The following is a 22,980-nucleotide window of genomic DNA, read 5'->3' as shown; positions in this document are numbered from 1 at the left end:
ACTCATCAGCAAGGTATTACCCATGAGCGCTTCTGCGAACTCCTTCCCACTGGCGGCGTGCGCCGAGATGTTGTGGCGTGACAAGCCCATCGAATGGCGCGCTTCCCGGCTCAAGGATCTGGGCTTCGGTGTCGGCCTGTGGAACTGGCCGGAACATGATATCAGCAGACTTGAAGCGACCGGTGCGACCTTCACCATCATGAACGGCTATCTCACCGGCCGGCTTACGGATGACGAAGGCGCGGAGGAACTGCTCAGCACGGCCCGCCAGACCGCCCGGGTGGGCAAACGCCTTGGCGTTCAGCGGCTGAACCTGCATGGCACGGGCCTTGGAGATCGCGGGCTGCCGGTGCAGCCTGTCGAGGTGGTTACGGGCGCCATGTGGCTCAAGGCGCGTGACACGCTTTGCCGTATCGTTGACCTGGCGGAAGAAGAGGATGTGGTTTTCACCCTGGAGAACCTCAACCTTCCCGTCGATCATCCCGGCGTTCCGTTTGCGCGCGCGGAAGATACGCTGGCGCTGGTTTCCAGCATCAACCACCCGCGTCTGCGCCTCAATCTCGATCTTTACCACGCCCAGATCGGCGAAGGAAACCTCATCGAACTCTGCCGCAGGGCCCTGCCGTGGATCGGGGAGATTCAGGTTGCCGACGTGCCCGGCCGCTGCGAGCCCGGTACGGGCGAAGTCAACTGGAACGGCATTGCCCGGGCGCTGAAAGCGATGGGCTATGCCGGGCCGGTCGGCATGGAGGCCTGGGCATCCAGCGATGCCGACGCAGCGCTCTCGGCTTTCCGCGCTGCATTCACAATCTGACAACATAAACCCATAGGACGATCCCCATGCCCAAGATAAAACCCGTCAATGTCGGTCTCATCGGCGCCGGCCGCATCGGCTCTTTCCACGGTGAAACCGTCGCCCGGCGACTGGTCGATGCCGAACTCGTCGCCATTGCCGATCCCGCACCGGGTGCGGCAGCAGGTCTTGCGGAAAAACTCGGCGTCGACGCCGCCTATACCGACATTGCTGCATTGCTTGCACATCCCGGTCTCGACGCCGTCATCATCGCAACGCCGGCCCGTTTCCATACCAATGTTCTTGTTCAGACTGCCGAGGCGGGAAAAGCGATTTTCTGCGAAAAGCCGATGGCGCTAACGCTGGAGGATGCCGATCGGGCGATTGCCGCGGCACGCTCGGTCGGTGTTTCCCTCCAGGTGGGCTTTAACCGCCGGTGGGATCAGGCCTTTGCGGAAGGCCGGGCCGCGATCGACGCCGGCAAGGTCGGCGCGCCGCAGCTCATCCGCTCGCTGACGCGTGATCCCGGCCCATTCGCCGCAGACCCTGGCCGTATTCCGCTCTGGACGATTTTCTACGAGACCCTCATCCACGATTTCGACACGCTGTTATGGCTGAACCCCGGCGCCAGACCCGTCGAAGTCTTCGCCATGGCGGATGCGCTTGTCCGCCCTGACGCAAAAGGTGAAGGCTTTCTGGATACGGCGGTGGTCAATATCCGTTTCGACAACGGCTCCATAGCCGTTGCGGAAGCCAATTTTTCGGCGCTCTACGGCTATGACATTCGCGGTGAGGTTTTTGGATCGGCCGGCATGGTGACGATGGGCGATGTGCGTCGTTCAAGCATGACGCTGTTCGATGGCTGCGGCGTCTCGAATGAGACCTGGCGTCGCGATACCGATCACTTTGTCCATGGTTACACGGCGCAACTCGCCTCTTTCATAACCGCCGTCCGTCAGGGGGCAATGAGTGAAGGGCCGACGGGCCAGGATGCACGCAACGCACTGGCGGTCGCCCTTGCCGCTATTCAATCGGTATCCCGGAAACAGCCGGTTGCCCTGAACTGAACCCCATGCGCGCTGGCTTGCCGGCGTGCTTTTCGATCGACGAGGAGCAGGCTCCATGCGTACGCGGCAGACCTTTAAAACGCCGACCAGCATTCAGGACATGAAAGGTCTGATCGTAACGGGGAGCTTGCGATTGTCGCAGCAGCAGGACCATGTCGCGCGAACCATTCTGGCTCGTCCGCATATCGTCGCCTTTGGAACGATCGGTTCCCTCGCCAGCGAATGCGCCGTGTCTCCATCCACCGTCGTCCGTGTCGCCAACTCGCTGGGCTTTGATAGGTTCAGCCAATTCAGGCGGATTTTTCGCACGCACGTACTGTCGGAAGGAAAGGGGCGTAACATAAAGAATTTTCTATAGATTTTGCCCTGTGAAAGTGAACGTCGCGGGTTTTGCGCGGTGGAGAAGAAAAATGAATATTACCGAGATTTTGCCGGCGGGGGTTCGGCTCGCCGTCAGCCCACTTTCCTGGTCGAATGACGTTCTTGAGGATCTTGGAGCGGACATCTCACTGGAGAGCTGCCTGACGGACACTGCGGATGCGGGGTATCAGGGCATCGAACTCGGGCGGAAATTTCCGCGTGATGGGGCTGTTCTGCGACCTTTGCTTCAGCATCACGGATTGGCTCTGGCGTCTGGCTGGTACTCGGGCAAGCTTGCCGAGCAAAGCGCCGGAGAGGAGATGCTGGACGTTTTCTCCCATGCGGAATTATTGCGCCTGATGGGTTGCAAGGTGATGGTTTACGGAGAGGTGGCGATGATGTCTCCAGGCTCACCGCTGGACACGCCAATGTCACAGCGCTTGGTCATGCCCAGAGAGGATTTTCCGGCATATGCCCTGCGCCTCACGGAATTTTCCAAACGCCTGGCGGGGGATTTCGGCCTGCAGCTCGCCTATCACCATCATCTCATGATGGTTGCTGAAACTTTCGATGAGATTTCTCTTCTGTTCGACAGGGTTGGTCGCGAGACCGGGCTCCTTCTGGACACCGGCCATTCTGTTGCTGCGGGCTTTGACTATCAACGTCTCATCGAGCGTTTCGGTGACCGTGTCGCTCACATACATCTCAAGGATGTCCGCGGCGCTGTCATGGAAAATGTCCGGAACCACGATCTCAGTTTCAATGCCGCGGTGCGAAGCGGGATGTTTACCGTTCCGGGCGACGGCGTGATCGATTTCCAGCCCGTTGCTGCATTCGTGCGGGACAGCTGTTATCAGGGATGGCTGGTGGTGGAAGCCGAACAGGACCCGGCCGCAGCGCCGCCGAGAGATGCGGTGACACGCGCATTCAGGCATGTCGAGAACTTTTGGACGGCTGGGTCAACACCGCATGATGTGTAAATATACGCCTAAGTCCCCATGATCGAATGCCGTTTTGCTCGTCTCCGGTCCTCGGACGATCTGTTCAAGAGGTTCCGATTCGACATTAAGGACCAGCGGCCCCACGCTTTCCGGGCCAGGCTGTCAGCGCGACATCGACCAAAGCCTTTAACCTAGCCCTGCACGCACCGTCGCAAGCCTGCGCAGACATGCCCTGAATGATGGCGCCGTAAAAGCGCGCGAGCGTATCCGTGTCGGTTTGCGTGGGTAGTTCGCCCTCGCTGACGGCGCGGTCGAACCGCGTCTTGAGAATCTGTATTGCCGCCTCGCGCAATCCCGCCGTTGTGCGGGCGACAGAGGCGTTTGCTTCCGAATGCTGGAGAACGGCGGTGGAAACGATGCATCCGCGCGGCTTGTCGGGCTGGGTATGTCCTTCAGCAATATCGTAAAGGTAAGAGGCGAGCGCCTCATAGGCGGGTATTTGCGCCTGCAGCACTTCGGCGCGGCGTTCGCTTTGCTGCGCAATGCTATGATCAAGCGCCAGCTGGAACAATTCTTCCTTTGAACCGAAGGTCGCGTAGAGGGACGGCGGGGTGATGCCCATCGCATGGGTGAGGTCCGCTATCGAGGTTCCCTCATAGCCGTGTTCCCAGAACAGCCGGGCTGCGACGTCGAGCCCGGCATTCCGATCAAGCAGGCGCGGTCTACCGCGTTGTTTTCGCGTCATTTCAGACATTTTTATATCGATCACTATAAAAATATTGACAGGTCATGGCCAGGTTTTATTATAACGATCGCTAGTTAAATCGCAACGGAGTGATCCATGCCTCAGAAACTATCGAACAAAGTCGCCCTCATAACGGGCAGTTCACGCGGCATCGGCCGTGCCGTGGCTCTGGCGTTTGCGAAAGAGGGTGCAGGTCTTATCGGCGTCCATTATGGCGCGAACCCCGAGGCGGCACAGGCAACGATCCGCGAGATCGAGGCTCTCGGTTCGAAGGCGGTCGCTCTCAACGCCGATCTGCGGGCCGGGAAAGCGGCGACGGACAGCTTGTGGGAGCAGTTCAGGGAAGCCGCGGTCGCTTTCACCGGCTCGCCATCGCTTGATATTCTCGTCAATAATGCGGGCATTGCCCCGGCGACACCGTTGAAAGAAACAACGGAAGCCGCTTTCGACGAGTTGATGACGATCAACTTCAAGGCGCCGTTCTTTCTCATTCAGGCGGTTGCCGATCATCTCCGCGACAATGGCCGCATCATCAACGTCTCGACCGGTTTCACGCGCATCGCGGCGCCGACGCATCCCGCCTATGCGGCGTCCAAGGGTGCGCTTGAGACATTGACGCTGGCGCTCGCCCCGGAATTCGGGCGACGCGGAATTACGGTCAATTCGGTTCTGCCGGGTGTTACTGAAACCGACATGAACGCCGGATGGCTGGCAGCGCCGGAGGCCCGCGCAGGCGCCGAAGCCCTGTCCGTCTTTTCACGTATCGGTCGCGCCGACGATATTGCGGACGTCATCACATTCCTTGCCTCGAACGATGCCCGCTGGACGACTGGACAGATGATCGATGCGACGGGCGGTGCGCGGATTTGATCCAGCCATAGCAAATATCCCTGGACGAGCGGCGTCGGGCAGTTTCGCCTGACGCCTGCCGATACTAGCCGTGTTTGCCCGCCCACCGTAGATTCTGGGTTTGCCCGCCATAACCATAGGCATCGCCATCAACGGCGTGAACCAGCACATAGCTCGCCTCGTGCACGGGGCTCAGCAGGGCGTTCATCTCGTTATAGATCCGCCGGACCCATTCGGTCGTCTCGTCCTTTATATTGGTGTGTTCCGTAATCGAAACCTCGACATAGAAGCTTCCGACCTTCTGGTCGGCGACGCTCGATCCGGCGATGATCCAGTCATCGGGATCGGCGCTCTCGACGAGAACCGCGGTGACAGCCGGGTCTTTGTGCAGGATTTCCGCCGTGAGGCGAGAAAGCAGAGCCGCGACTTCCAGCTTTGGGTCGCGTCCGTTCCGGGGTTTGGTGTAGCGCGCTTTGATCATGGGCATGGTCTTGTCTCCTTGTTGCAGAGACACCTTGCGCAAATTTATTCATAATGAGAATATGGTATTGGATATTCCATACATAGCGATTTTATATGATTGACCTCGAAAGCGTTCGCCTGTTCATTTTCTCTGTCGAACTCGGCAGCCTGACAAAGGCGGCGGAGGCGGCAGGAACCGTGCAACCGGTCGTCAGCCAAAAATTGAAGATGCTGGAGCAGCGTGTCGGCAGGCGGCTGATCGACCGTTCGCCGCGGCATCTGCGGCTCACGGAGGATGGCCAGGTGTTCCTGCCGAAGGCTCGCGAGCTGCTCGCCAAACACGAGGAAGCACTGACCTTCGGTCATGAATCGCCGCTGCACTTTAGCCTGGCCGCTAGTGACCATGCGATCGGGGGCCGCCTTTCGATGGCCATACGGGCGATGCGCGCGGCACTCCCCGCCAATGCGGTGATTGACGTGAATATCGGATTTTCCCGGTACGTGAAGGAAAGTTTCGCGTCCGGACAGGCCGACGCCGCCATTATCCGGCGTAACGGCGGTGGCTCAGACGGCGAAATCCTGCGTACCGACAGGCTGGGATGGCGGGCCGCCCCGGGCTGGCGGCCACGCTCCAACAGCGCCATTCCGCTGATGTCGCTGGGGTCCGGGTGCGGTGTCCGGGAAATTGCGGTGTCGGAGCTTAGAAGAGCCGGCGTGGAGTGGCGCGATGCTTTCACCGCCGGAAGCTGTTCGGTGCTCCATGAAGGAATTCTTGCAGGCGCGGGTGTAGCGCCGATGGGCGATATTAGCGCCCGTGGCCTGCCTGACAGGGGTGTGGAACTGGGGCTGCCTTCGTTGCCGCCTTCCGATATCGTTCTTCTTTCCCGCGCAAGAACGCCCGCACATGCATCGGCGATCAGAGCCCTGGCCGCAGCCGTATCCGGCACCGGCGACTAGGTTGAGTGGTTCCCCGCCGCTTTTGGGCAGTTCCGCTCCAGCCCATCAACAAGTTCGCCTCGTCGCGCGCGTGAATGATGACGTCAGCCCGCATTGCTCAAATCCATGTAAGCGGGTTCAAATTCGTGGCCATCGGGATCTGCGAAGGTGCGGAGATACATGAAACCCAGATCCTGCGGTTCCCGGACATCCGCTTGCCCGCCCGCTTTTGCCGCGGCGCCAACCATGGCGTCGACCTCTTCGCGGCTGTCGCGCGAAAGGGCGATCAGCATGCCGTTTGTCGTATGGGCATCGGCGATCGGTTTGGCGGTGAAGGTCTTGTAATAATCGTGCCGCAGAAGCTGGAAGGTGATGGTCTCCGACCACACCATCGAGCTTGCGTCTTCGTTGGAAAACTCTTCGTTCTTCACGCAGCCGATCGCCTCATAGAAGGCGGTCGAAACGGCCAGGTCTTTCACCGGCAGGTTCAGAAAAATCATCTTGGCCATTGTCTTTCTCCTCATGGTGGAACGGGGTTACAGGAAGGTCTGCTGAAAGGTCTCGCTCGGATGGATGCAGATGATCTCCAGCCGGTCAGTGCCGATATTTTCGAAGCGATGGGGGATATTGGCAGGCCCAACGACGATGTCTCCCGACGAGCCGCGCGCCCGCTGATCGCCGATTGTGAACTCGGCCTCGCCTTTGCGCACCACCCAGGTTTCGGCATAGGGATGAACATGCAGATCAGGGCCGCGACCCGGATCGGCATTGACGAGAAAGATGGATACGGCGCTTCCGTATTCGCATCCTTCATAACGCACCGTCCGGCTCTGGCCGGGGTTCGGTTCCTGATGACGGCGGATGGAAAACATCTGGTCTCCTCCCTGAGACAAAACTATCTTCGCGAGAAGATATATGTGCAATTTATCTTCCTGTCAAGATATCTATCTTCTCGCAAAGATATATTCACGGAGCGGGCAAAGCCGTATATGGTTTTCGAAGTGCTGATGGGGTGATGAGATGAAGCAGTTGATGCCGGACACGACGACGGATCGGACGATGGAAGCTGACAGGGAAGATCATGTCGACCGTCTCCGTGGCCAGTGGGCGCGGGAACTGCCTGATATCGATACGGAACCGATGGCTGTCTTCGGGCGCGCCAAACGGCTCAGCAACCTTCTCGCGCCATCAATCGAAGAGACATTTGCCGGCTTCGGTCTCGACCGTGGCGAGTTCGATGTTATCGCGACATTGCGCCGGTCCGGGCCGCCCTACCAGCTGACGCCGACGGAAATGTATACGACGCTGATGCTCTCCTCAGGCGGCCTGACGCACCGGCTTGATCGATTGGAAAAGGCCGGCCTCATCGAGCGCAGAAAATCGAAGCTCGATGGGCGCAGCGTCGTTGTGTGCCTCATGCCGGCCGGCATAGAGCTGGCGGAAAAGGCGTTTCGCCAGGACATGAAAAGCGAACTGAGTTTCCTGCAGGGCCTCACTCCGGAGGAGCGCGATACCCTCGCGGCGCTGCTGAAAAAGCTGGTGCTGGAGATCGAGGCCCGTGCGTAGGCTCCGGTGCAGGTTTTTTCATTCGAGCGAACCTGCAGGTCTGAACTGTTTACCGGGCATCTGCGGCTTGCGCCGGCGGCGGCCGTAGCAGCATCTCTCTCAAGCGATCACTGTGTTTTCCAGGTCTCGAGCAGCATCCGCACAAATTTTTCGGCGGCTGGGGAAAGAGCGCTGCTTCGCCTTTGCACGATGCCTATCGTACGGGAGACCACCGGGTTGACGATCGGCCGGGTGATAAGGAATGGGTGATCGTCCTGCGGCGTTGCCAGCCGCGGCAGGACGGAAATGCCAAGTCCGGCTTCGACCAGACCGAGCGACGTGTTGAGATGCGTCACCTCATAAAACCAGTTCAATTTTAGATTGTGCCGTGCAAGCGCGCTGTCGAGAAGCGTCCTGTTGCCGCTCGAGCGGTCCACGACGACCAGCGGATAGGCCTCCAGCTGGTCCCACTCGATCGTTTCGAAAGCTGCCAGAGGGTGGTCTTTCCTCATTGCCAGCACGAAGGGGTCATCGATGAGGGGCTCGAATGAAAGCTCGGGATCGGAATTGCCCATCAGGTTGATGCCGAATTCCACCTCGCCTCTGGCGACCGCCTGCAGACCCTCATTGGCTGTCAAATCCCTGATCCGCAGCCTTATATGGGGATATTGCTGGCTGAAGGTCTTGATGACGGTGGGAAGAAAGTAAAAGGCGGCGGTGGGAACGCAGGCCATGGTGATAAGCCCGCGCCGTTGCGCGCCGTCCTTCATGGCAAAAAGCGATCCGTCAAATTCCTCGAGCATACGCCGAACGAGCGGCATGACTTCCTGCCCCATGGCGGTGGGTGCGACGTGGCGCGTCGTTCTTTCAAGAAGTGGCGCGCCGATGGCCTGTTCCAGTTTCTGGATACGGCGGGTAAGCGCCGGTTGCGAGATATGCAGCGCCTCGGCGGCCCTGTGGAAACTGGCCAGTTCAACCACCGCTTGAAACGCCCGCAGATCCAGAATTTCACAATTGATGCTCATACCGCAATAAAACTCCAAAACATTGCATTTAACAGATTAGACTCTTTTGCTCATATTGCAACAACACGGCGCATTGATCCGCCAAATGCAATATTGAGGCAACCCATGAACGATCTGCTGAAGATACCCTGTGTGCTGATGCGCGGTGGAACGTCGCGTGGACCGTTCTTTCTCGCATCCGATCTTCCCCGTGATCGGGCAGACCGGGACGCGGCCCTTCTTTCCATCATGGGGTCTGGCCATCCATTGCAGATCGACGGCATTGGCGGGGGCAATCCGGTCACGTCCAAAGTTGCGATTATCGGCCCTTCCACGGTCAGGGGCGCCGACATCGACTATCTGTTCGCACAGGTTCGCACCGACAGGCAGTATGTCGACTATTCGCCAAACTGCGGAAACATGCTGGCCGCCGTCGGGCCCTTTGCCATCGAAGCGGGGCTTGTCGAAGCGCAGGGCAACGATACTCTTGTGCGAATCCATAACGTGAATACCGGCAAGCTGATCGAGGCGAAGGTTCCGACACGCGGCCGCGAGGTTATTTATCTCGGCGACGCCTCGATCGACGGTGTTCCGGGTCTGGCGGCGCCCATCGCATTGACATTCATGGATGCGGCGGGTGCGAAAACCGGCAAGCTGCTGCCCACCGGAAAGCCGGTCGATCTGATCGATGGCGTCAATGTGACGGCCATAGACTGCGCCATTCCGATGGTTCTCATCCGCGCAGCCGATCTCGGCGTGACGGGGTACGAGGATCCGCAAACCCTGAGCGCTCACAAGGATCTCATCGCACGGATGACCCGCATCCGCATCGAGGCCGGAAAGTTGATGGGAATGGGTGATGTGAAAGACATGGTCATTCCGAAACCGGTGCTCATTGCACCGGCCCGCAGAGGCGGCACTCTCTCTGTACGGTATTTCATGCCCAACGAGTGTCATCCTGCACTGGCGACGACCGGTGCCGTTGGCATCGCAACCGCGGCTGTCACCACAGGCTCCATCGCTTATGATGCCGCCGGAGGCCTTTCGGTGCCGACCCAGATCCGCATCGAACATCCCGCAGGCTGCCTCGATGTTCAGCTGGAGATGCGAAACGGCGCAATAACGGCCGGACTCGTAAGAACGGCGCGCAGGCTTTTCGAAGGCTTCGCCTTCGCCAAACCAACCGCTGCGATTGAAGACGCAGCCTAGACGCGGCCATAGTGGCGCAAAATATAGTCAAACCGGGAGGAGACCCTTATGCGTAAATATCTGCTTGCAACCGCGGCGCTCTGTGCGCTGGCGGCATCTGCCAATGCCGAATCCGTCAGGATGAGCGTTGGCTCGTACAACCTCAACAACCTGCCTTTCCCCGTGGCGGCGAGCCTTGGCTTCTACAAGGAGGAGGGCCTTGATGTAACGACCGAGAACTTTGCCCAGGGCGGATCGAAGGTTCTGCAGGCGCTTGTTGCCGGTTCCACGGACGTTGCCGTGGGCTTCTACGATCATACGATCCAGATGCAGTCGCAGAACAAGCACGTGGTCGGCTTCGTGCAGCTTGCCCGCAACTCGGGCCTGGTTCTCGCCGGCAAGAACGACACGGACTTCGACCCGGCCAAGCCCGAGACGATCAAGGGCAAGAAGGTCGGCATCACGTCGCCTGGCTCCTCTTCGGACTTCTTCATTCGCTATTACATGAAGCAGCATAATCTCAGCGACAACGACATCTCCATCATCGGTGTCGGTTCGGGCGCTGCGGCAGTTGCCGCCCTGCAGCAGGGCAAGATCGATCTGCTCGTCAATTACGATCCTGCCGCAACCATCGTCGTGGAGCGCGGGCTGGGCAAGATCCTCATCGATGCCCGTAGCGACCAGGGCGCCAGGGATGTCTATGGCGGCATCTATCCCACCTCGGTCCTTTACGCCACGCAGGACTATATCAACGCCAATCCCGAAGTGATCCAGAAGGTCACCAATGCGACGGTTCGGGCGCTGCACTGGATGAAGCAGCATTCTGCGGAGGAAATCGTCGCAAAGCTTCCCGATGATTTCGTGTCCGGCGACAAGCAGACCTACATCAAGGCCGTTGAAGCGGCCAAGGCGATCTTCTCCGAAGATGGCAAGTTTGAGCCTGCCGATCTCGAAACGCCGCTGGCCGTTCTGAAAAGCTTCAATGACGCGGTCGCCAAGGCGACGATCGATCTCAACACCACCTACACCAACAAGTTCATCGAGGCTGCGGCCTCGAAGGCCGCAAACTGAGAGGCCGCCATGTCTTCGCCAGCCAGAAAGCTAGAACCCGTGACGGAACTCGAACCCCAGCCGATGGTGGCAATCGACGACGTGACCATGGCGTTCGGTTCGTTCGTTGCCGTGCAAAACGTAAATCTCAAGGTCGGCAATGGTGAGTTTCTCTCCATCGTCGGGCCGACGGGATGCGGAAAGTCCACCATTCTCAACGCGATTGCGGGCCTGTTGAAGCCAGCGCAGGGCAGGGTTTCCATCGACGGTTCGCTCGTCAAGGGCGTACAGAACAACATCGGATATCTGTTCCAGCAGGATGCGCTTCTTCCCTGGAAGACAGCGTTTCAGAATGTCGAGCTTGGCTTGATGTTCCGCGGCGTTCCCGAAAATGAGCGGCGCGCCAAGGTTCAGGCCTGGCTTGAAAAGGTTGGCCTCAAGGGCTTCGGAGACCGCTTTCCGCACCAGCTCTCCGGCGGACAGCGCAAACGCGTGCAGATGGCGCAGGCGCTCATCACCGAGCCGAAGGTCATCCTGATGGACGAGCCCTTCTCGGCATTGGATATCCACACCCGCCATCTCATGCAGAACGAGTTGCTGCGCCTGTGGCAGGAGGACCGCCGTGCGGTGGTCATGATCACCCATGATCTGGAAGAGGCGATTGCACTCGGAGACCGGGTTATCGTTCTCGCCGCCGGCCCGAAGAGCCGCGTCATCGAGAGCTTCCCTGTCGATCTCGAGCGGCCCCGCAACGTCGCGGAAATCAAACTCGATCCAAAATTCATGACGCTCTATCGCGATATATGGGCGTCCCTGCGTGGCGAAGTGGAGAAAAGCTATGCAAGCCGTTAATGTTCGTATCATCCAGATCGCTCTTCTGGTCGTGCTTTTGGGCGGGTGGCAGCTCGGTGTGACCTCGGGCGCCATCGACCGCTTCTTCTTTCCGGCACCCTATGACATCGTCAAACAGGTGATTGACTGGGTTGCCGATGCCGGTTTTTACAAGCATGTCGGCATCACGCTGAGCGAAACGGTGCTGGGCTATCTCATCGGTACAGGTCTCGGCGTCGGCGCCGGCGTCTGGCTGGGCCTCAGCCCCTTCGTCGCGCGGGTGCTCGATCCGTTCATCAAGGCCGTGAACGCCATTCCGCGTGTCGTTCTGGCTCCGATCTTCGTGCTCTGGCTCGGTCTTGGCCTGTGGTCGAAGGTTGCGCTTGCGGTTACGCTCGTCTTCTTCGTCACCTTCTTCAACGCCATGCAGGGCGTGCGCGAAGTGAACCCGGTCGTGCTTTCCAATACCCGCATTCTTGGCGCCAAGCGTTCGGATCTGCTGCGTCACGTCTATTTCCCGGCGGCGGCGAGCTGGATTCTGTCGTCGCTGCGCACCTCCGTCGGATTTGCAGTGGTCGGCGCAATCATCGGCGAATATCTGGGAGCTTCCGCCGGCCTCGGTTATCTGATCGCCCGCTCGGAAGGCAACTTCGATGCGGTCGGCGTCTTCGCGGGCATCATCATTCTGGCGGTCTTCGTTCTTGTTATTGACCTCATTCTGGATTTTGCGGAGAAGAGGTTGATTACCTGGCGACCCAATGCAGGCGAGGAGCGTCCCGCGTAAGCGGACTGCAACAAGAGACTATTTCCGTTGGGGCGGTCCGTGATCGCCCCTTTTTAAATGGCTGAGCCTTGCAAGCGAAATGGGGACGTCCAAATCCTTCATTCGTCGGACAAATTGCACATGCTGGACATCTACTACGCTGATTTCAACACCACCGTCATACCCTCGGACCCGGGCTGCCTGGAACTCGCCGGCTCCGTCGATCTTGATGCGCACCGTTTACTTGCGGCCCTGTTCGACAAGGCCCGGCAGGCCGGCGTCGATCTCAGATATTTCGAAGATACGCTGCTTGAAACGAAGCAGGTCGCGATATTGCTGAACATTCTCATGGCAAACGAACATGTTCTTGAAGGTAACGAACACGCGCTGGCCGCGTTCAATTCGATGCGTGATCTCCTGGAACGGGCTGCGAAGCGAGGCGTGGGGCTCGTGGCTTTTGCTGATTGAGCGTTGGTGCATTGTTGTGTTTCTGGCGGTGAGATTTGTAAAAGTGCCGGGAAAAGTCTCCTGAGATATCTCGACACAGGGGGTTCTTTGGTGCTCCAAGGAAGGACGTATCCGCTGAGGAGCCATTCATGAAAACAGTCACAAGTTCGTCGCCCCTGCCACTGGATGGCCCGCAATGGGGCAGATTCCGTCAGCGGGATGAATTGCGAAAGGCGATGCTTGAACGGCGCTTCGACGAGGTGGAGCGTATACTCGCGGCGCTTGAGGCGGCATGGTGGCAGTCCAACGATCTGGCGGACGATCGCTATATCCATCTTTCGACCGACACGGGCCTGTTCGACAGCGCCAGCGTCGACGCGGCTCTCAGACTGGAACTTCTTGATGCCTGGAGGCAGGCATACCCGGCTTCATATCATGCAAGGCAGGTCGCGGGTCACTATTACTTCCGCCGGGCCTGCGACATCCGAACGGCGACCTGGGCATCGGATGTTGGGGAAGACCAGTGGGCCGCCGCCCACATGGCCTGCATAATTGCGGCAGAGCATTTGCTGAAGGCGATGGCCCTTTCCGCGCGGCCTGCTCTTGCCGCAGAAACCATGATGGAGATGAGCCAGTATCTCGGGCAGCCGGATTTCGTCGATGCGCTGTTTCTGGGTACGCCCGTTGAAAAGACGGTAGCGCGCGATGAGTTCGAACCGGAGCTTTACGAAGCCGCATGCGCCCGGCTTGCCAGACACGGATTGATGCCGCCCGGTATCGTAACGGCGACGCTTCCTGCCTCGCTTCCACCCCTGCAGCACGGGGACGCCCAAAATCCCGGCTATTACTGGTTGCGCTACTGCCTTTCGCTTCGGCCCCGGTGGCCGGAAATTCTGGTTTCTTACGCGCAATATTTGAGCCCGCGATGGGGTGGCGATGATGGCGAGGTCGAAAAATTCGCCAAAGGTCCCTTATGTTCCGCGCTGAGCGAACAGGAGCGCAATTCCGTGCGCTGGCCGGGGGTGCAGGATGCATTGACCATACCCGATTATCCCGAACCCGGCGATACCCGCGAAATTGCCGCCCGGGAGAGGATTTTCAAGAATTGGCTGGCGCGGGATCTCACCGATCGCCTGCGTTTCGTTTCCCTCGGAAAATACGCCAATTTCACCCATTATTCTCTCCAGGACGAAAAACTGGCGCACCAGCGCCATGTCGAATCCATCCGTTACTGTAAGGCGCCTGGAACCTATCCGGCCATTGACGGCCCGTTCCGGGACTTCACCAATCTGATGCTGATCCAGCATTTCGAGGATCACGACGGCGCCTATGCAGACGTGCTGCAAACCGCCGTCCGTCGTTTTGATGAGCCGACCATGCTGACCATGGCGGCATTTGCCTGGCAGTTCGGCATGTGGGGAATAGAGGCGAACCCGGCCATCGCCACGCAGCTGGTCGACCGGGTCGCGCAACTCGAACCGCTCTACGAGCCCGATGAGTTCACGCCGATGCATGCCTGCCGGATGATCTGGGATGGAGGATTCCAGCAGGAGTCGGCCTGGTTGACCCGCGCATTCGCTGAACGGCGCGTCTATTCGGCCGCGGCAAGCATGTATGACATCGCAACGGGCTTCCGGCCCGATACAGACCCGCAACTGCTCGACGGCGACGAAGCGGGGCGCTGGCTTCAGCAGGCCGTCGAAGAGGGTGAACCGGTCGCACTTTATAACTATGCCTGGCGGCTGGAAAATGTCGACAATCTCGATCTGTCGCTGCGGGAAAATTTCGAACGGGTTCAGGAATATTACCGTGGCGCGATGGAAGGCGGCGTGGATATATCCCTCATTCGACTGGCGAGCGTTGATCGCCGGCATGGCACTGCGGAGGAAAAACAGCAGGCCGTCGCCAATATGAAATCCCTCATCGACTATCATGACGACCACATTGCCGGAGAGGCTTATGGCCAGGTCGTTCTCGCCTATAAATATGGCGATGGCGTTCCCAAAAGCGAGTTTATCGCCATGCAATGGTTCGACCGTTACAAGGAACTCTTCCCCGATCATTCGTCACTGGAGTGGATGGAAACGCAAGTTTATGGATCGAGCGGATTGCAGATGGCCGGGCGGGCGTTGAAGGCCTTCTTCCTCGGCAAGAAACTTTCAAGCGACCATCTCCCACCGAAATAAGCGTCGGCATGGCGAGCCCCCTCCAGTCACCGCGCGAAGGCAGATGGCGAGCCCTGGCCTGGCTCGCCTTTGGCGACATGTTCTTACTCGCCTGCAGCCTTGCGCTGATCCTGTCGCCTCTTTTGTTTGTGTTGCTGGTGCCTTCGCGGCTTCTGCTGGTGCTTCTTGCCTTGCCGGCGCTGTCATGGGTCTTTTACGGGCTGATGGTCCTGCGAGCCTATGCGGCGGTGCCGCCCCCACCGGTTTCGGATGGAATATTGCTGGAGGCCGACAAGGTTCCCGCCCTTGCCGAAGAGCTTGAACGACTGCGCCTCGCTTGCGATGCGCCAGCCTTCACGGCCGTCTATATCAATGCAGAGCTTAACGCGTCGATCTATCAGACGGGCTCCCGTGGCGGCCAGCCGAGGCATGTTCTGGTGCTCGGCCTGCCGCTTCTCGCCCTGTTGACGGGACGGCAGGCCGCGGCCGTCATCGTGCATGAATACGCCCATATTTCCCGGTTGCACGGTCATTTCGCGCGCTGGGCCTATGTGGCTCGCCAACGCTGGGCGGCACTCGGTAAATTGCATGAGCGCAATCATCGGCTGGTCACCGCGCCGCTCAGATTGTTTCTTGCCTGGTATGTGCCGAGCATGATGCGCGAGACGCTGGAGTTTTCCCGTCGCTGCGAGGCGGTTGCCGATGCTCGGGCGATCACGGTTTGCGGCGCCGACATCGCATTTGAGACGGAAATCGCTCTCACATTGCGGCAAAGAGCCCTGTCCAGCCAATTCTGGCCGGATATGTTTGCCGGGGCAGACAAGGATGACATCGCCCAGGCGCGACCCTTTGCCCTGATGTTGGCGGAACCGGAGAACAGCCGCCCGCGAGATAGCGCGCAGGCGGCCGTCTGGCTGCATGAAGACCTCTGCCAGAAACCGGATAGTCATAGCACCCATCCCGTTTTGTCGGAGCGCATTGCCGCGACGGGGTTTGATCCGGCAGGCCCGCTTCCCGATCATCTGCCCTGGCGTCTCGAAGAGACTTCCGCCGCCGCCGAATGGTTGGGGGAAGAAGCCCCCGGCATCGCTGCACGGCTTGATGCAGACTGGCGCGACAATGCCGCACGAGGCTGGCAGGACGCAAAAGACTGGCATATCCGTCAGCACAGCGACTTCTCAAGGCTCCTGCAGCGTCGCGAACAACAGATGTTCGACGAGCAGGACTGGCTGCAACTGGCGCTGCTTTCAGAGAAATTCGATCCGTCAGGCATGCTGCGCGCCGAGGCGATCGCGGAAGGATTGCGGTATTCGCCTGAAGAGGCGACGCTTCTACAGCTACGGGCAGAGGATATGGAGAAAGCCGGAGACATACACGGAGCAATGTCCTTGTGGCACCGTATCGGCCGGAATCCCTCTTTCTCCAGGTATCGGCTCCATCGCCACCTCTGCGAACTCTGCCTGCGAGTGGGAGACAGGCCGGCGGCAGAACAGCATCGGCAGATCGCCGACCGCCTGTGGACAAGCGAAGATGCCGTCCGATCCGCCGCTAACCATACCGGTCTCCATCCTCACGGGTTGGAAGCATCCGAACTCACCCTGCTGCAAGGCACCCTTCATCCGCTGTTTCAGCATGCGCATGCCATCTGGCTCTGCCGCGACACGCCGCCCGGTGCGCCGGACCCGACACGATGGTTCCTTTATGTGCAGGCCTATGACGGCTGGTTCATGCGCCTCGTCGGCAAATTGACCGGCGAGGAGGACAGGAACGCTTCCGCCTGCAAGCGGCTGTTTGAGCGTTTGCAGGCGCGGCTGCATCTTCATCTGCAGCTTCGTTTTATCGGGCCGAACGATCCAGTCCCGGCCCATTGCAGGCATGATAGCCTGATTGCCCGAGCGGGCACGGCCGTTGTCGCGTAGGTTACAGGTTTGCATAACGGCACCGGCTGCTGCCAGGCTTGAAAACGATGCTCGAACCGGTCTGCGGCGCGGCGAATTGTCAGCACTTGCCTATCCCGGGTAACACTTCATTTAGTGATTTTGTGAAATCTAAAATACGCAGGTTCCAAGGTTTCATCGGCGGAGCCGGTAGAACAAGCGGACCCATGACGACCCGCCCGGCGGCGGCTCGAAAAAGGCATCCGCTTGCCGCCCTATGAGGAGGGGCAACAGCTACCCGCGATGTTTCATTATATATTCCCCGGCCTCCCGAGAGGGCGGCTGGAGGAGTGCTTGCCTTGATGCCATTCATGTCTTTCCTGAACAATACCAAGATAAAAACGAAGGTCGTTTTTGTCATCTCTCTGATGAGCCTGATGTCGCTTTCCGGAATAAGCTACGTCAGCCTGCAATATAAAGGCACCGACAGCGTCTATAGCGATTTCATCGGCCATGAGGCCCTTGCTGCGGTTCTGAACGCCAGAACCAGCGGGAACCTCAATGCACTCGGCATGCAGATGCTTCGCGCCAGCCTTAACGATCCGGCCAGCGCTGATTTCGAAGCTGCCGTCAAGACCTTCAGAGCCGACCGTAAGCAGCTCGAGGAACGCCAGAACAAGATCATGGAGCTGGTGCCGGCGCGCACGGATGCCGCCCGCGATATCCTCAAGGGTGTTGTCGAAGTCGAGGAGATCGGCAATCAGGTCATCGCCCTCATGCAGGCAGGGCAACGCGCTGAAGCGCAACAGATGGCGCTCAACGTGCTTCGGAAAATTGCCGAAGTCTCGCCAAAGATCAGCGCCGGCAATGAGCAGCTCATCCAGGTGATGAATGAGGGGAGAGAACGCCTTACAGCCAGCACCAATACGACGATCTGGACGGGCCTGATTACGCTCGCGCTCGTTTCGCTGGCCGTGATCGCACTTGGCCTGCTCATTTCCTCCCGGGGCATCACCACCCCGATTGCGCGGCTTCGCGCGCGCATGGAGTCGCTCGCGGCCGGTGATACGGCAAGCGAAATTTCCGGGATGGATCGCAGGGATGAAGTCGGCCAGATGGCTGCTGCGGTTCAGGCGTTTCGCGAAAGCGCAATCGAACGCCTCCGGCTTGAGAATGAAACGGAGGCCAACCGGTCGACTTCCGAAAAGGACCGGATCGAGCGCGAGAAACAGAAGGCCAGGGAAGCTGCCGACGTGCAGTTTGCCGTCGACAATCTTGCCACGGCCCTTTCGAAGATCGCCCAGGGCGACGTTACTTACCGGATCGTTCAGCCGTTCGTTTCCGGTCTTGACGGTATCCGCGGCGATTTCAACCGGGCTGCGGAACAGTTGCAGTCGACCTTGAGCCAGGTGGCGCAGAACGCGCGCGGCATCGACGCCGGCGCCAACGAGATAAGGTCTGCGGCGGACGATCTGGCGAGGCGCACGGAGCAGCAGGCTGCCGCCGTTGAAGAGACTGCGGCTGCGCTGGAAGAGATCACCACGACGGTGAAGGACGCCACGAAACGGGCGCAGGAAGCGGGTCACCTCGTCGGCCGTGCTAAAGTCGGCGCTGAAAAATCCGGAGAAGTGGTGCAGCAGGCCGTCGCGGCAATGGAGCAGATCGCGACATCCGCCAATGAGATTTCCAACATCATCGGCGTGATCGACGAGATCGCGTTCCAGACGAACCTTCTGGCGCTGAATGCCGGCGTTGAAGCTGCCCGTGCGGGTGAGGCGGGCAAGGGCTTTGCCGTCGTTGCGCAGGAGGTTCGCGAACTGGCGCAACGCTCCGCCGGTGCGGCCAAGGAGATCAAGAACCTGATCACGACATCCAACGGTCAGGTTCAGCAGGGCGTGCAGCTGGTTGGTGAAACCGGCAAGGCGCTGGAACTGATCGTGACGGAAGTGCAGGAAATCAACCGGCACGTCGCCGCCATCGCGGAATCGGCACAGGAGCAATCCTCCGGTCTTCAGCAGATCAATACGGCCGTGAACCAGATGGATCAGGACACCCAGAAGAACGCCGCCATGGTGGAGGAAAGCACGGCCGCCAGCCACGGGCTTGCACGCGAGGCGTCTTCGCTGAACGGGCTGATCGCACAGTTCAAACTGTCCGAAGGCGGTTATGGCGAGGCTTCTGTCCCCGTGCGCACGGCATCGGTTGCCGACAGGCCCGCAGCATCTCCCGCGCGTGCGCTTGGCGGCAGGATAAGGGCGGCGTTTTCAGGGAATGCCGCGTTGAATACCGCCCCCGACAACTGGGAGGAGTTTTGATCCTTGCCCTGCCTTTACGTCGCCTTCAATTGAGGCGCTGAAAGCATCGCTCTAAATATTGGCACCGGGGATCGGAGGTTTTGGACTCCGATCCCCGGTGTCTTGCTTTTTGGCAATATCCGCCCGTTGAGGGCATGAGTGCTTTCCCCTTCGGCACTTGCAGCGACCGCCTTGCCCCGTGTGAAACAGTCGGCGCTTTGGCCCAAATACGCGAAAGCATTTCTCAAAATATGCGGCTTTTGGAATGAGCGTCTTTGATAGCCTATTAAAAACATAGAAAATACACACAAAAGAAGGGCGAACGGATATGAAGATCCTTGGCATTTCCGGTAGCGTGAAGCGGCCATCCCGCACGGCGCATGTCGTTGAACGAATTGTTGCCGCGATCGGGCGGACGGCGAAGGTTGAAACCGACCTCATCGATCTTGCCGATGCCGCGCCGGTTCTATTTCGGGCATTGCGCGCAGATGAGCTCGACCAAGCCGGGCGTGCGATTGTCGATGCCGTCGAGGCTGCCGATGTGCTCGTCGTCGGTTCGCCGGTCTATCGCGCCTCCTATACGGGCGCGCTCAAGCATTTATTCGATCTCGTCGATTTCCGTGCCCTGCAGGGTCGACGCGTGATCCTTGCCGCGACCGGCGGCTCGCCGCTGCATGGCCTGATGCTGGAACACCAGTTCCGTCCGCTGTTTGGCTTCTTCGGTGCTGTCACCGTGCCGACCACGGTTTATGCCGTCGAGGCGGATTTTACCGGATACACGCTTTCAAACCCGGCCGTCGAAGCGCGCATTGAGCGCGCCGTCGCCGATCTGTTCGAGCTTCTGCCCGCCAAAGCGCTTGGTGGCGGCGATCACCATCCGACCCTTTCCGTCGTTTCACGCGAAGCGGCTGCCAACTGAGATTGCAAGAGAGGAATTTATCATGACCGCACGCACAGCCGAGCCCGTTAAATTCGCCTATTGGGTACCGAATGTTTCCGGTGGCCTCGTCATCTCGAATATCGAGCAACGCACCAGCTGGACCATCGACTATAACCGCAAGCTCGCGCAGATCGCTGAGGCGAGCGGTTTTGACTATGCGCTGAGCCAGATTCGCTTCACGGCTGGTTACGGCGCCGAGTTCCAGCATGAATCCGTGTCTTTCAGCCATTCCCTGCTGGAGTCGACAAAGACGCTGAAGGTCATCGCCGCCATTCTGCCGGGGCCGTGGAACCCGGCGCTCGCTGCAAAACAGATCGCCACGATTAACCACCTCACCAATGGTCGCGTTGCGGTCAACATTGTCAGCGGCTGGTTTCGCGGCGAGTTCCATGCCATTGGCGAACCGTGGCTCGACCACGACGAGCGCTATCGCCGCTCGGAGGAGTTCATCCGGGCACTGCGCGGCATCTGGACGGAAGACAGCTTCACCTTCCGCGGCGATTTCTATCGCTTCAACAATTATTCCCTGAAGCCGAAGCCGATCGATCCGCAGCCTGAAATCTTTCAGGGCGGTTCTTCGCGCGCAGCCCGCGATATGGCGGCCCGCGTTTCCGACTGGTACTTCACCAACGGTAACACCGCGGAAGAGATCGCAAGGCAGGTCGATGACATCCGTGCCAAGGCGGCTGAGAACAATCATTCGGTCAAGGTCGGCGTAAATGCTTTCGCCATCGTGCGTGAGACGGAGGAAGAGGCAAAGGCCGTGCTTGCCGAAATCATCGAGAAGGCCAATCCGGAAGCGGTCAACGCTTTTGGCCATGAGGTGAAGAATGCCGGTAAGGCCTCCCCGGAAGGAGAGGGCAACTGGGCGAAATCCAGCTTCGAAGATCTCGTTCAGTACAATGACGGTTTCCGCTCAAACCTCATCGGCACCCCCCAACAGGTGGCGGAACGCATCGTGCGCCTGAAGCGCGCCGGCGCCGATCTCATCCTGCTCGGTTTCCTGCATTTCCAGGAGGAGGTCGAGTATTTCGGCAAGCACGTCATTCCGCTGGTGCGCGCACTTGAAGAGGCCGAAGAAAGCGCGGCGATTGCAGCCGAATAACGCAGGCAGAAAAGGTGGAGCGGCGGCCTTTGCCGCTGATCCGCCGAAAGTGCCGCAGCCGAACCGGACTGGACGCATGCGTTCGAACCTGCGCGGCCTGACACGCATCGCTGTCAATTTTTCATCCCGGCTGCTAAAATTGGACGTTATTCGGGGCGTGCCGCCGAGATCGCGTGAGTTGAAATGTCAGTGAGCCGGAAGAATGCCATTGTCGCCATCATAGGCGGTGGATTTAGCGGGGCAGCGATTGCCCTTCATCTCCATCGAGCCGCTGGGGCGTTCGAAAATGTGCGGATCGTCGTGTTCGAGCCGAGAGCGGTGTTGGGTGCGGGGCTTGCCTATTCCACGCCGGAGCCGGCCAACCGGATCAACGTACCGGCCGGGCGCATGACGCTTTATCCTGATGATCCGGATAATTTCCTCCATTATCTCGACAGGTCGAACGCGCTTGCGGGCGATGCAGCAGCGGTTTTGCCTGATGGGCAGGCCTATCCGCAACGCAGGGTCTTCGGCGCCTATGTCGCGGCCGAAATCGCGCCTTTGCTGGATGCTGGCATCGTTGAGCACAGGCGCAGCACGGTGGAACATGTGGCCCGCCATGCGGATGGCTGGGAGTTGCAAACCGCAGACGGCGATAGCCACTTCGCGGACATCGTGGTGGTTGCGACAAGCCATCCGCCGCCGGCGCTTCCGCAGGTGTTGAAACCGCTTGCCGGTCATCCGAAACTGGTGGCGGACTTGAATGCGGACGCTGCGCTGGAAAATATCGTCGCGGGTGACCGCATTCTGATCGTCGGCAATGGCTTGACCGCGGCTGATGCCTTTGCCGCGCTCCACCGGCGCGGCCATCATGCGCGGGTCGTTTCGCTGTCGCGCCGCGGCTTGCGGTCGCGTGGCCATCCGGCCTTGCCGCAGGAACCCTACGGCGATTTTGTCGATCCGCCGTCCAAAAGCGCGTCGGAACTGCTACGGCGGATTCGAGAGGCTGTGCGAGTGTCGCAAGCGGGCGGTGCGAGCTGGCATGGCGTTCTGGACGCCGTTCGCCTGCAGGGACGCGACATATGGCGGAACCTTCCGCTGATCGAAAAGCGAAGGGTGGTGCGGTGGCTGCGGCCCTTCTGGGACGCGCACCGGTTCAGGATCGCGCCGCAGGTGGAGAAACTTCTGGATGAGGCCATAATTTCGGGCCAGCTACAGATCGTCGCCGGATCGCTTGTGTCCGCAAAGGCTGGCGAAGACGGTTCGTTGCATGTCGATCTGCGGTTTCGTGGCAAAAGGGACATCGCGCGGCTCGACGTCGATGCGATTATCGTGACGACCGGTCCCGCCCATGGTGGAATTCTGAAATCGCAGGCTTTTCTTTCCGGTCTGGAGCAGGCGGGTCTTCTGACCTTTTGCCCGACAGGGCTTGGCATCCACTGCGACGAGCGATCGCGCGCCATCGACAGCCGCGGCCAGACCATTGAAACGCTGCTGATCGGCGGTCCGCTGGCGCGCGGAACCTTCGGTGAGCTGATGGGCCTGCCCCAGGTTACCGAGCACGCGATCTTCGTTGCCGGAGAAATCGCACGGAGCCTTGCGCCAGTGACGAGCAGCCCGGCCCCGGTCTGAACGCACA

General features: G+C 59.6%; 23 protein-coding genes. 18 read left to right on the top strand and 5 right to left on the bottom strand.

From position 1 onward, the window contains the following. Window positions 1–22: 22 nt before the first annotated feature. The 4 genes from ACQZ60_RS23890 to iolE are packed head-to-tail and all read left to right on the top strand — an operon-like array spanning window position 23 to window position 3,200. A complete protein-coding gene (locus ACQZ60_RS23890; protein WP_031233306.1) occupies window positions 23–814 on the top strand; it encodes a TIM barrel protein in 792 nt (263 codons plus the stop codon). 26 nt (window positions 815–840) lie between these two features. Further along, window positions 841–1,860 (top strand): Gfo/Idh/MocA family oxidoreductase, encoded by a 1,020-nt coding sequence (locus ACQZ60_RS23885; RefSeq protein WP_448736282.1) that lies wholly within the window; start codon window positions 841–843, stop codon window positions 1,858–1,860. Window positions 1,861–1,915: 55 nt separating this feature from the next. Next, on the top strand, window positions 1,916–2,218 hold the full coding sequence (locus ACQZ60_RS23880) for a MurR/RpiR family transcriptional regulator (protein WP_425645641.1): 303 nt from the start codon (window positions 1,916–1,918) through the stop codon (window positions 2,216–2,218). A gap of 52 nt (window positions 2,219–2,270) precedes the next feature. Beyond that, window positions 2,271–3,200, top strand: coding sequence for a myo-inosose-2 dehydratase (gene iolE, locus ACQZ60_RS23875; protein WP_196378834.1), 930 nt, complete (start codon window positions 2,271–2,273; stop codon window positions 3,198–3,200). 85 nt (window positions 3,201–3,285) lie between these two features. Here iolE and ACQZ60_RS23870 read toward each other — a convergent pair whose 3' ends face one another. Continuing rightward, the gene (locus tag ACQZ60_RS23870; RefSeq protein ID WP_448736281.1) at window positions 3,286–3,915 is read right to left on the bottom strand and encodes a TetR/AcrR family transcriptional regulator; all 630 of its coding nucleotides are present in this window, start codon (window positions 3,913–3,915) and stop codon (window positions 3,286–3,288) included. An 87-nt stretch (window positions 3,916–4,002) separates the two neighbouring features. Here ACQZ60_RS23870 and ACQZ60_RS23865 point away from each other — a divergent pair, with 87 nt between their 5' ends. Next, window positions 4,003–4,776: an SDR family NAD(P)-dependent oxidoreductase gene (locus tag ACQZ60_RS23865; RefSeq protein ID WP_448736280.1), complete on the top strand. Its 774-nt coding sequence runs from the start codon at window positions 4,003–4,005 to the stop codon at window positions 4,774–4,776. A 64-nt stretch (window positions 4,777–4,840) separates the two neighbouring features. Here ACQZ60_RS23865 and ACQZ60_RS23860 read toward each other — a convergent pair whose 3' ends face one another. After that, window positions 4,841–5,242, bottom strand: a complete 402-nt coding sequence (locus tag ACQZ60_RS23860) for a tautomerase family protein (protein WP_448736279.1) — start codon at window positions 5,240–5,242, stop codon at window positions 4,841–4,843. Window positions 5,243–5,331: 89 nt separating this feature from the next. Here ACQZ60_RS23860 and ACQZ60_RS23855 point away from each other — a divergent pair, with 89 nt between their 5' ends. Beyond that, window positions 5,332–6,174 (top strand): LysR family transcriptional regulator, encoded by an 843-nt coding sequence (locus ACQZ60_RS23855; protein WP_448736278.1) that lies wholly within the window; start codon window positions 5,332–5,334, stop codon window positions 6,172–6,174. A gap of 83 nt (window positions 6,175–6,257) precedes the next feature. On the opposite strand, the gene ACQZ60_RS23850 is transcribed toward ACQZ60_RS23855, so the two are convergent. Continuing rightward, complete coding sequence (locus ACQZ60_RS23850; protein ID WP_020808394.1) at window positions 6,258–6,662, bottom strand: VOC family protein; 405 nt, start codon at window positions 6,660–6,662, stop codon at window positions 6,258–6,260. A 27-nt stretch (window positions 6,663–6,689) separates the two neighbouring features. Continuing rightward, window positions 6,690–7,025 carry a cupin domain-containing protein gene (locus ACQZ60_RS23845; RefSeq protein WP_003523945.1) on the bottom strand — a complete coding sequence of 112 codons (336 nt, stop codon included), beginning with the start codon at window positions 7,023–7,025 and terminating at the stop codon, window positions 6,690–6,692. Between the two features lie 148 nt (window positions 7,026–7,173). Here ACQZ60_RS23845 and ACQZ60_RS23840 point away from each other — a divergent pair, with 148 nt between their 5' ends. Then, window positions 7,174–7,719, top strand: coding sequence for a MarR family winged helix-turn-helix transcriptional regulator (locus ACQZ60_RS23840; RefSeq protein WP_448736277.1), 546 nt, complete (start codon window positions 7,174–7,176; stop codon window positions 7,717–7,719). A gap of 107 nt (window positions 7,720–7,826) precedes the next feature. Here the strand turns inward: ACQZ60_RS23840 and ACQZ60_RS23835 are convergent, their stop codons facing one another. Beyond that, window positions 7,827–8,723 (bottom strand): LysR family transcriptional regulator, encoded by an 897-nt coding sequence (locus ACQZ60_RS23835; RefSeq protein ID WP_003510199.1) that lies wholly within the window; start codon window positions 8,721–8,723, stop codon window positions 7,827–7,829. 105 nt (window positions 8,724–8,828) lie between these two features. Here ACQZ60_RS23835 and ACQZ60_RS23830 point away from each other — a divergent pair, with 105 nt between their 5' ends. The 11 genes from ACQZ60_RS23830 to ACQZ60_RS23780 all read left to right on the top strand — a co-directional run bounded on the left by ACQZ60_RS23830 (window position 8,829) and on the right by ACQZ60_RS23780 (window position 22,973). Continuing rightward, entirely contained in the window at window positions 8,829–9,911 is a 1,083-nt protein-coding gene (locus ACQZ60_RS23830; protein WP_448736276.1) for a 4-oxalomesaconate tautomerase, read from the top strand. Window positions 9,912–9,959: 48 nt separating this feature from the next. Beyond that, window positions 9,960–10,961, top strand: a complete 1,002-nt coding sequence (locus tag ACQZ60_RS23825; protein ID WP_448736275.1) for an ABC transporter substrate-binding protein — start codon at window positions 9,960–9,962, stop codon at window positions 10,959–10,961. A gap of 63 nt (window positions 10,962–11,024) precedes the next feature. Continuing rightward, window positions 11,025–11,792, top strand: coding sequence for an ABC transporter ATP-binding protein (locus ACQZ60_RS23820; RefSeq protein ID WP_448736290.1), 768 nt, complete (start codon window positions 11,025–11,027; stop codon window positions 11,790–11,792). Next, a complete protein-coding gene (locus ACQZ60_RS23815) occupies window positions 11,779–12,555 on the top strand; it encodes an ABC transporter permease (RefSeq protein WP_003523941.1) in 777 nt (258 codons plus the stop codon). Before ACQZ60_RS23820 ends, ACQZ60_RS23815 begins: the two co-directional genes overlap by 14 nt. Window positions 12,556–12,675: 120 nt before the next feature. Next, window positions 12,676–13,002, top strand: a complete 327-nt coding sequence (locus tag ACQZ60_RS23810; RefSeq protein ID WP_448736274.1) for a hypothetical protein — start codon at window positions 12,676–12,678, stop codon at window positions 13,000–13,002. A gap of 128 nt (window positions 13,003–13,130) precedes the next feature. After that, the gene (locus ACQZ60_RS23805; RefSeq protein WP_448736273.1) at window positions 13,131–15,167 is read left to right on the top strand and encodes a DUF4034 domain-containing protein; all 2,037 of its coding nucleotides are present in this window, start codon (window positions 13,131–13,133) and stop codon (window positions 15,165–15,167) included. Between the two features lie 8 nt (window positions 15,168–15,175). After that, on the top strand, window positions 15,176–17,065 hold the full coding sequence (locus ACQZ60_RS23800; RefSeq protein ID WP_448736272.1) for a M48 family metallopeptidase: 1,890 nt from the start codon (window positions 15,176–15,178) through the stop codon (window positions 17,063–17,065). Between the two features lie 329 nt (window positions 17,066–17,394). Next, the gene (locus ACQZ60_RS23795; protein ID WP_020811338.1) at window positions 17,395–19,338 is read left to right on the top strand and encodes a methyl-accepting chemotaxis protein; all 1,944 of its coding nucleotides are present in this window, start codon (window positions 17,395–17,397) and stop codon (window positions 19,336–19,338) included. A 307-nt stretch (window positions 19,339–19,645) separates the two neighbouring features. Continuing rightward, entirely contained in the window at window positions 19,646–20,236 is a 591-nt protein-coding gene (gene msuE / locus ACQZ60_RS23790) for an FMN reductase (protein WP_020811337.1), read from the top strand. 22 nt (window positions 20,237–20,258) lie between these two features. Further along, on the top strand, window positions 20,259–21,362 hold the full coding sequence (gene sfnG / locus ACQZ60_RS23785; RefSeq protein WP_020811336.1) for a dimethylsulfone monooxygenase SfnG: 1,104 nt from the start codon (window positions 20,259–20,261) through the stop codon (window positions 21,360–21,362). A 183-nt stretch (window positions 21,363–21,545) separates the two neighbouring features. Further along, a complete protein-coding gene (locus ACQZ60_RS23780) occupies window positions 21,546–22,973 on the top strand; it encodes an FAD/NAD(P)-binding protein (RefSeq protein ID WP_031234087.1) in 1,428 nt (475 codons plus the stop codon). The last annotated feature ends 7 nt before the right edge of the window (window positions 22,974–22,980 follow it).

The sequence above is a fragment of the Agrobacterium sp. 22-223-1 genome, from assembly GCF_053522385.1.
Note: the sequence above shows the minus strand (reverse complement) of the source record. Positions and strands in the feature narration are given on the sequence as shown.

What these genes read in the sequence shown, in the direction of transcription:
- sfnG (WP_020811336.1), top strand. Translation starts at nt 20,259, where the DNA reads ATGACCGCACGCACAGCCGAGCCCGTTAAATTCGCCTATTGGGTACCG.
- ACQZ60_RS23855 (WP_448736278.1), top strand. Translation starts at nt 5,332, where the DNA reads ATGATTGACCTCGAAAGCGTTCGCCTGTTCATTTTCTCTGTCGAACTC.
- ACQZ60_RS23865 (WP_448736280.1), top strand. Translation starts at nt 4,003, where the DNA reads ATGCCTCAGAAACTATCGAACAAAGTCGCCCTCATAACGGGCAGTTCA.
- ACQZ60_RS23880 (WP_425645641.1), top strand. Translation starts at nt 1,916, where the DNA reads ATGCGTACGCGGCAGACCTTTAAAACGCCGACCAGCATTCAGGACATG.
- ACQZ60_RS23815 (WP_003523941.1), top strand. Translation starts at nt 11,779, where the DNA reads ATGCAAGCCGTTAATGTTCGTATCATCCAGATCGCTCTTCTGGTCGTG.
- ACQZ60_RS23860 (WP_448736279.1), bottom strand. Translation starts at nt 5,242, where the DNA reads ATGCCCATGATCAAAGCGCGCTACACCAAACCCCGGAACGGACGCGAC.
- ACQZ60_RS23830 (WP_448736276.1), top strand. Translation starts at nt 8,829, where the DNA reads ATGAACGATCTGCTGAAGATACCCTGTGTGCTGATGCGCGGTGGAACG.
- msuE (WP_020811337.1), top strand. Translation starts at nt 19,646, where the DNA reads ATGAAGATCCTTGGCATTTCCGGTAGCGTGAAGCGGCCATCCCGCACG.
- ACQZ60_RS23810 (WP_448736274.1), top strand. Translation starts at nt 12,676, where the DNA reads ATGCTGGACATCTACTACGCTGATTTCAACACCACCGTCATACCCTCG.
- ACQZ60_RS23840 (WP_448736277.1), top strand. Translation starts at nt 7,174, where the DNA reads ATGAAGCAGTTGATGCCGGACACGACGACGGATCGGACGATGGAAGCT.
- iolE (WP_196378834.1), top strand. Translation starts at nt 2,271, where the DNA reads ATGAATATTACCGAGATTTTGCCGGCGGGGGTTCGGCTCGCCGTCAGC.
- ACQZ60_RS23800 (WP_448736272.1), top strand. Translation starts at nt 15,176, where the DNA reads ATGGCGAGCCCCCTCCAGTCACCGCGCGAAGGCAGATGGCGAGCCCTG.
- ACQZ60_RS23885 (WP_448736282.1), top strand. Translation starts at nt 841, where the DNA reads ATGCCCAAGATAAAACCCGTCAATGTCGGTCTCATCGGCGCCGGCCGC.
- ACQZ60_RS23850 (WP_020808394.1), bottom strand. Translation starts at nt 6,662, where the DNA reads ATGGCCAAGATGATTTTTCTGAACCTGCCGGTGAAAGACCTGGCCGTT.
- ACQZ60_RS23795 (WP_020811338.1), top strand. Translation starts at nt 17,395, where the DNA reads ATGTCTTTCCTGAACAATACCAAGATAAAAACGAAGGTCGTTTTTGTC.
- ACQZ60_RS23835 (WP_003510199.1), bottom strand. Translation starts at nt 8,723, where the DNA reads ATGAGCATCAATTGTGAAATTCTGGATCTGCGGGCGTTTCAAGCGGTG.
- ACQZ60_RS23845 (WP_003523945.1), bottom strand. Translation starts at nt 7,025, where the DNA reads ATGTTTTCCATCCGCCGTCATCAGGAACCGAACCCCGGCCAGAGCCGG.
- ACQZ60_RS23870 (WP_448736281.1), bottom strand. Translation starts at nt 3,915, where the DNA reads ATGTCTGAAATGACGCGAAAACAACGCGGTAGACCGCGCCTGCTTGAT.
- ACQZ60_RS23805 (WP_448736273.1), top strand. Translation starts at nt 13,131, where the DNA reads ATGAAAACAGTCACAAGTTCGTCGCCCCTGCCACTGGATGGCCCGCAA.
- ACQZ60_RS23825 (WP_448736275.1), top strand. Translation starts at nt 9,960, where the DNA reads ATGCGTAAATATCTGCTTGCAACCGCGGCGCTCTGTGCGCTGGCGGCA.
- ACQZ60_RS23820 (WP_448736290.1), top strand. Translation starts at nt 11,025, where the DNA reads ATGGTGGCAATCGACGACGTGACCATGGCGTTCGGTTCGTTCGTTGCC.
- ACQZ60_RS23890 (WP_031233306.1), top strand. Translation starts at nt 23, where the DNA reads ATGAGCGCTTCTGCGAACTCCTTCCCACTGGCGGCGTGCGCCGAGATG.
- ACQZ60_RS23780 (WP_031234087.1), top strand. Translation starts at nt 21,546, where the DNA reads ATGTCAGTGAGCCGGAAGAATGCCATTGTCGCCATCATAGGCGGTGGA.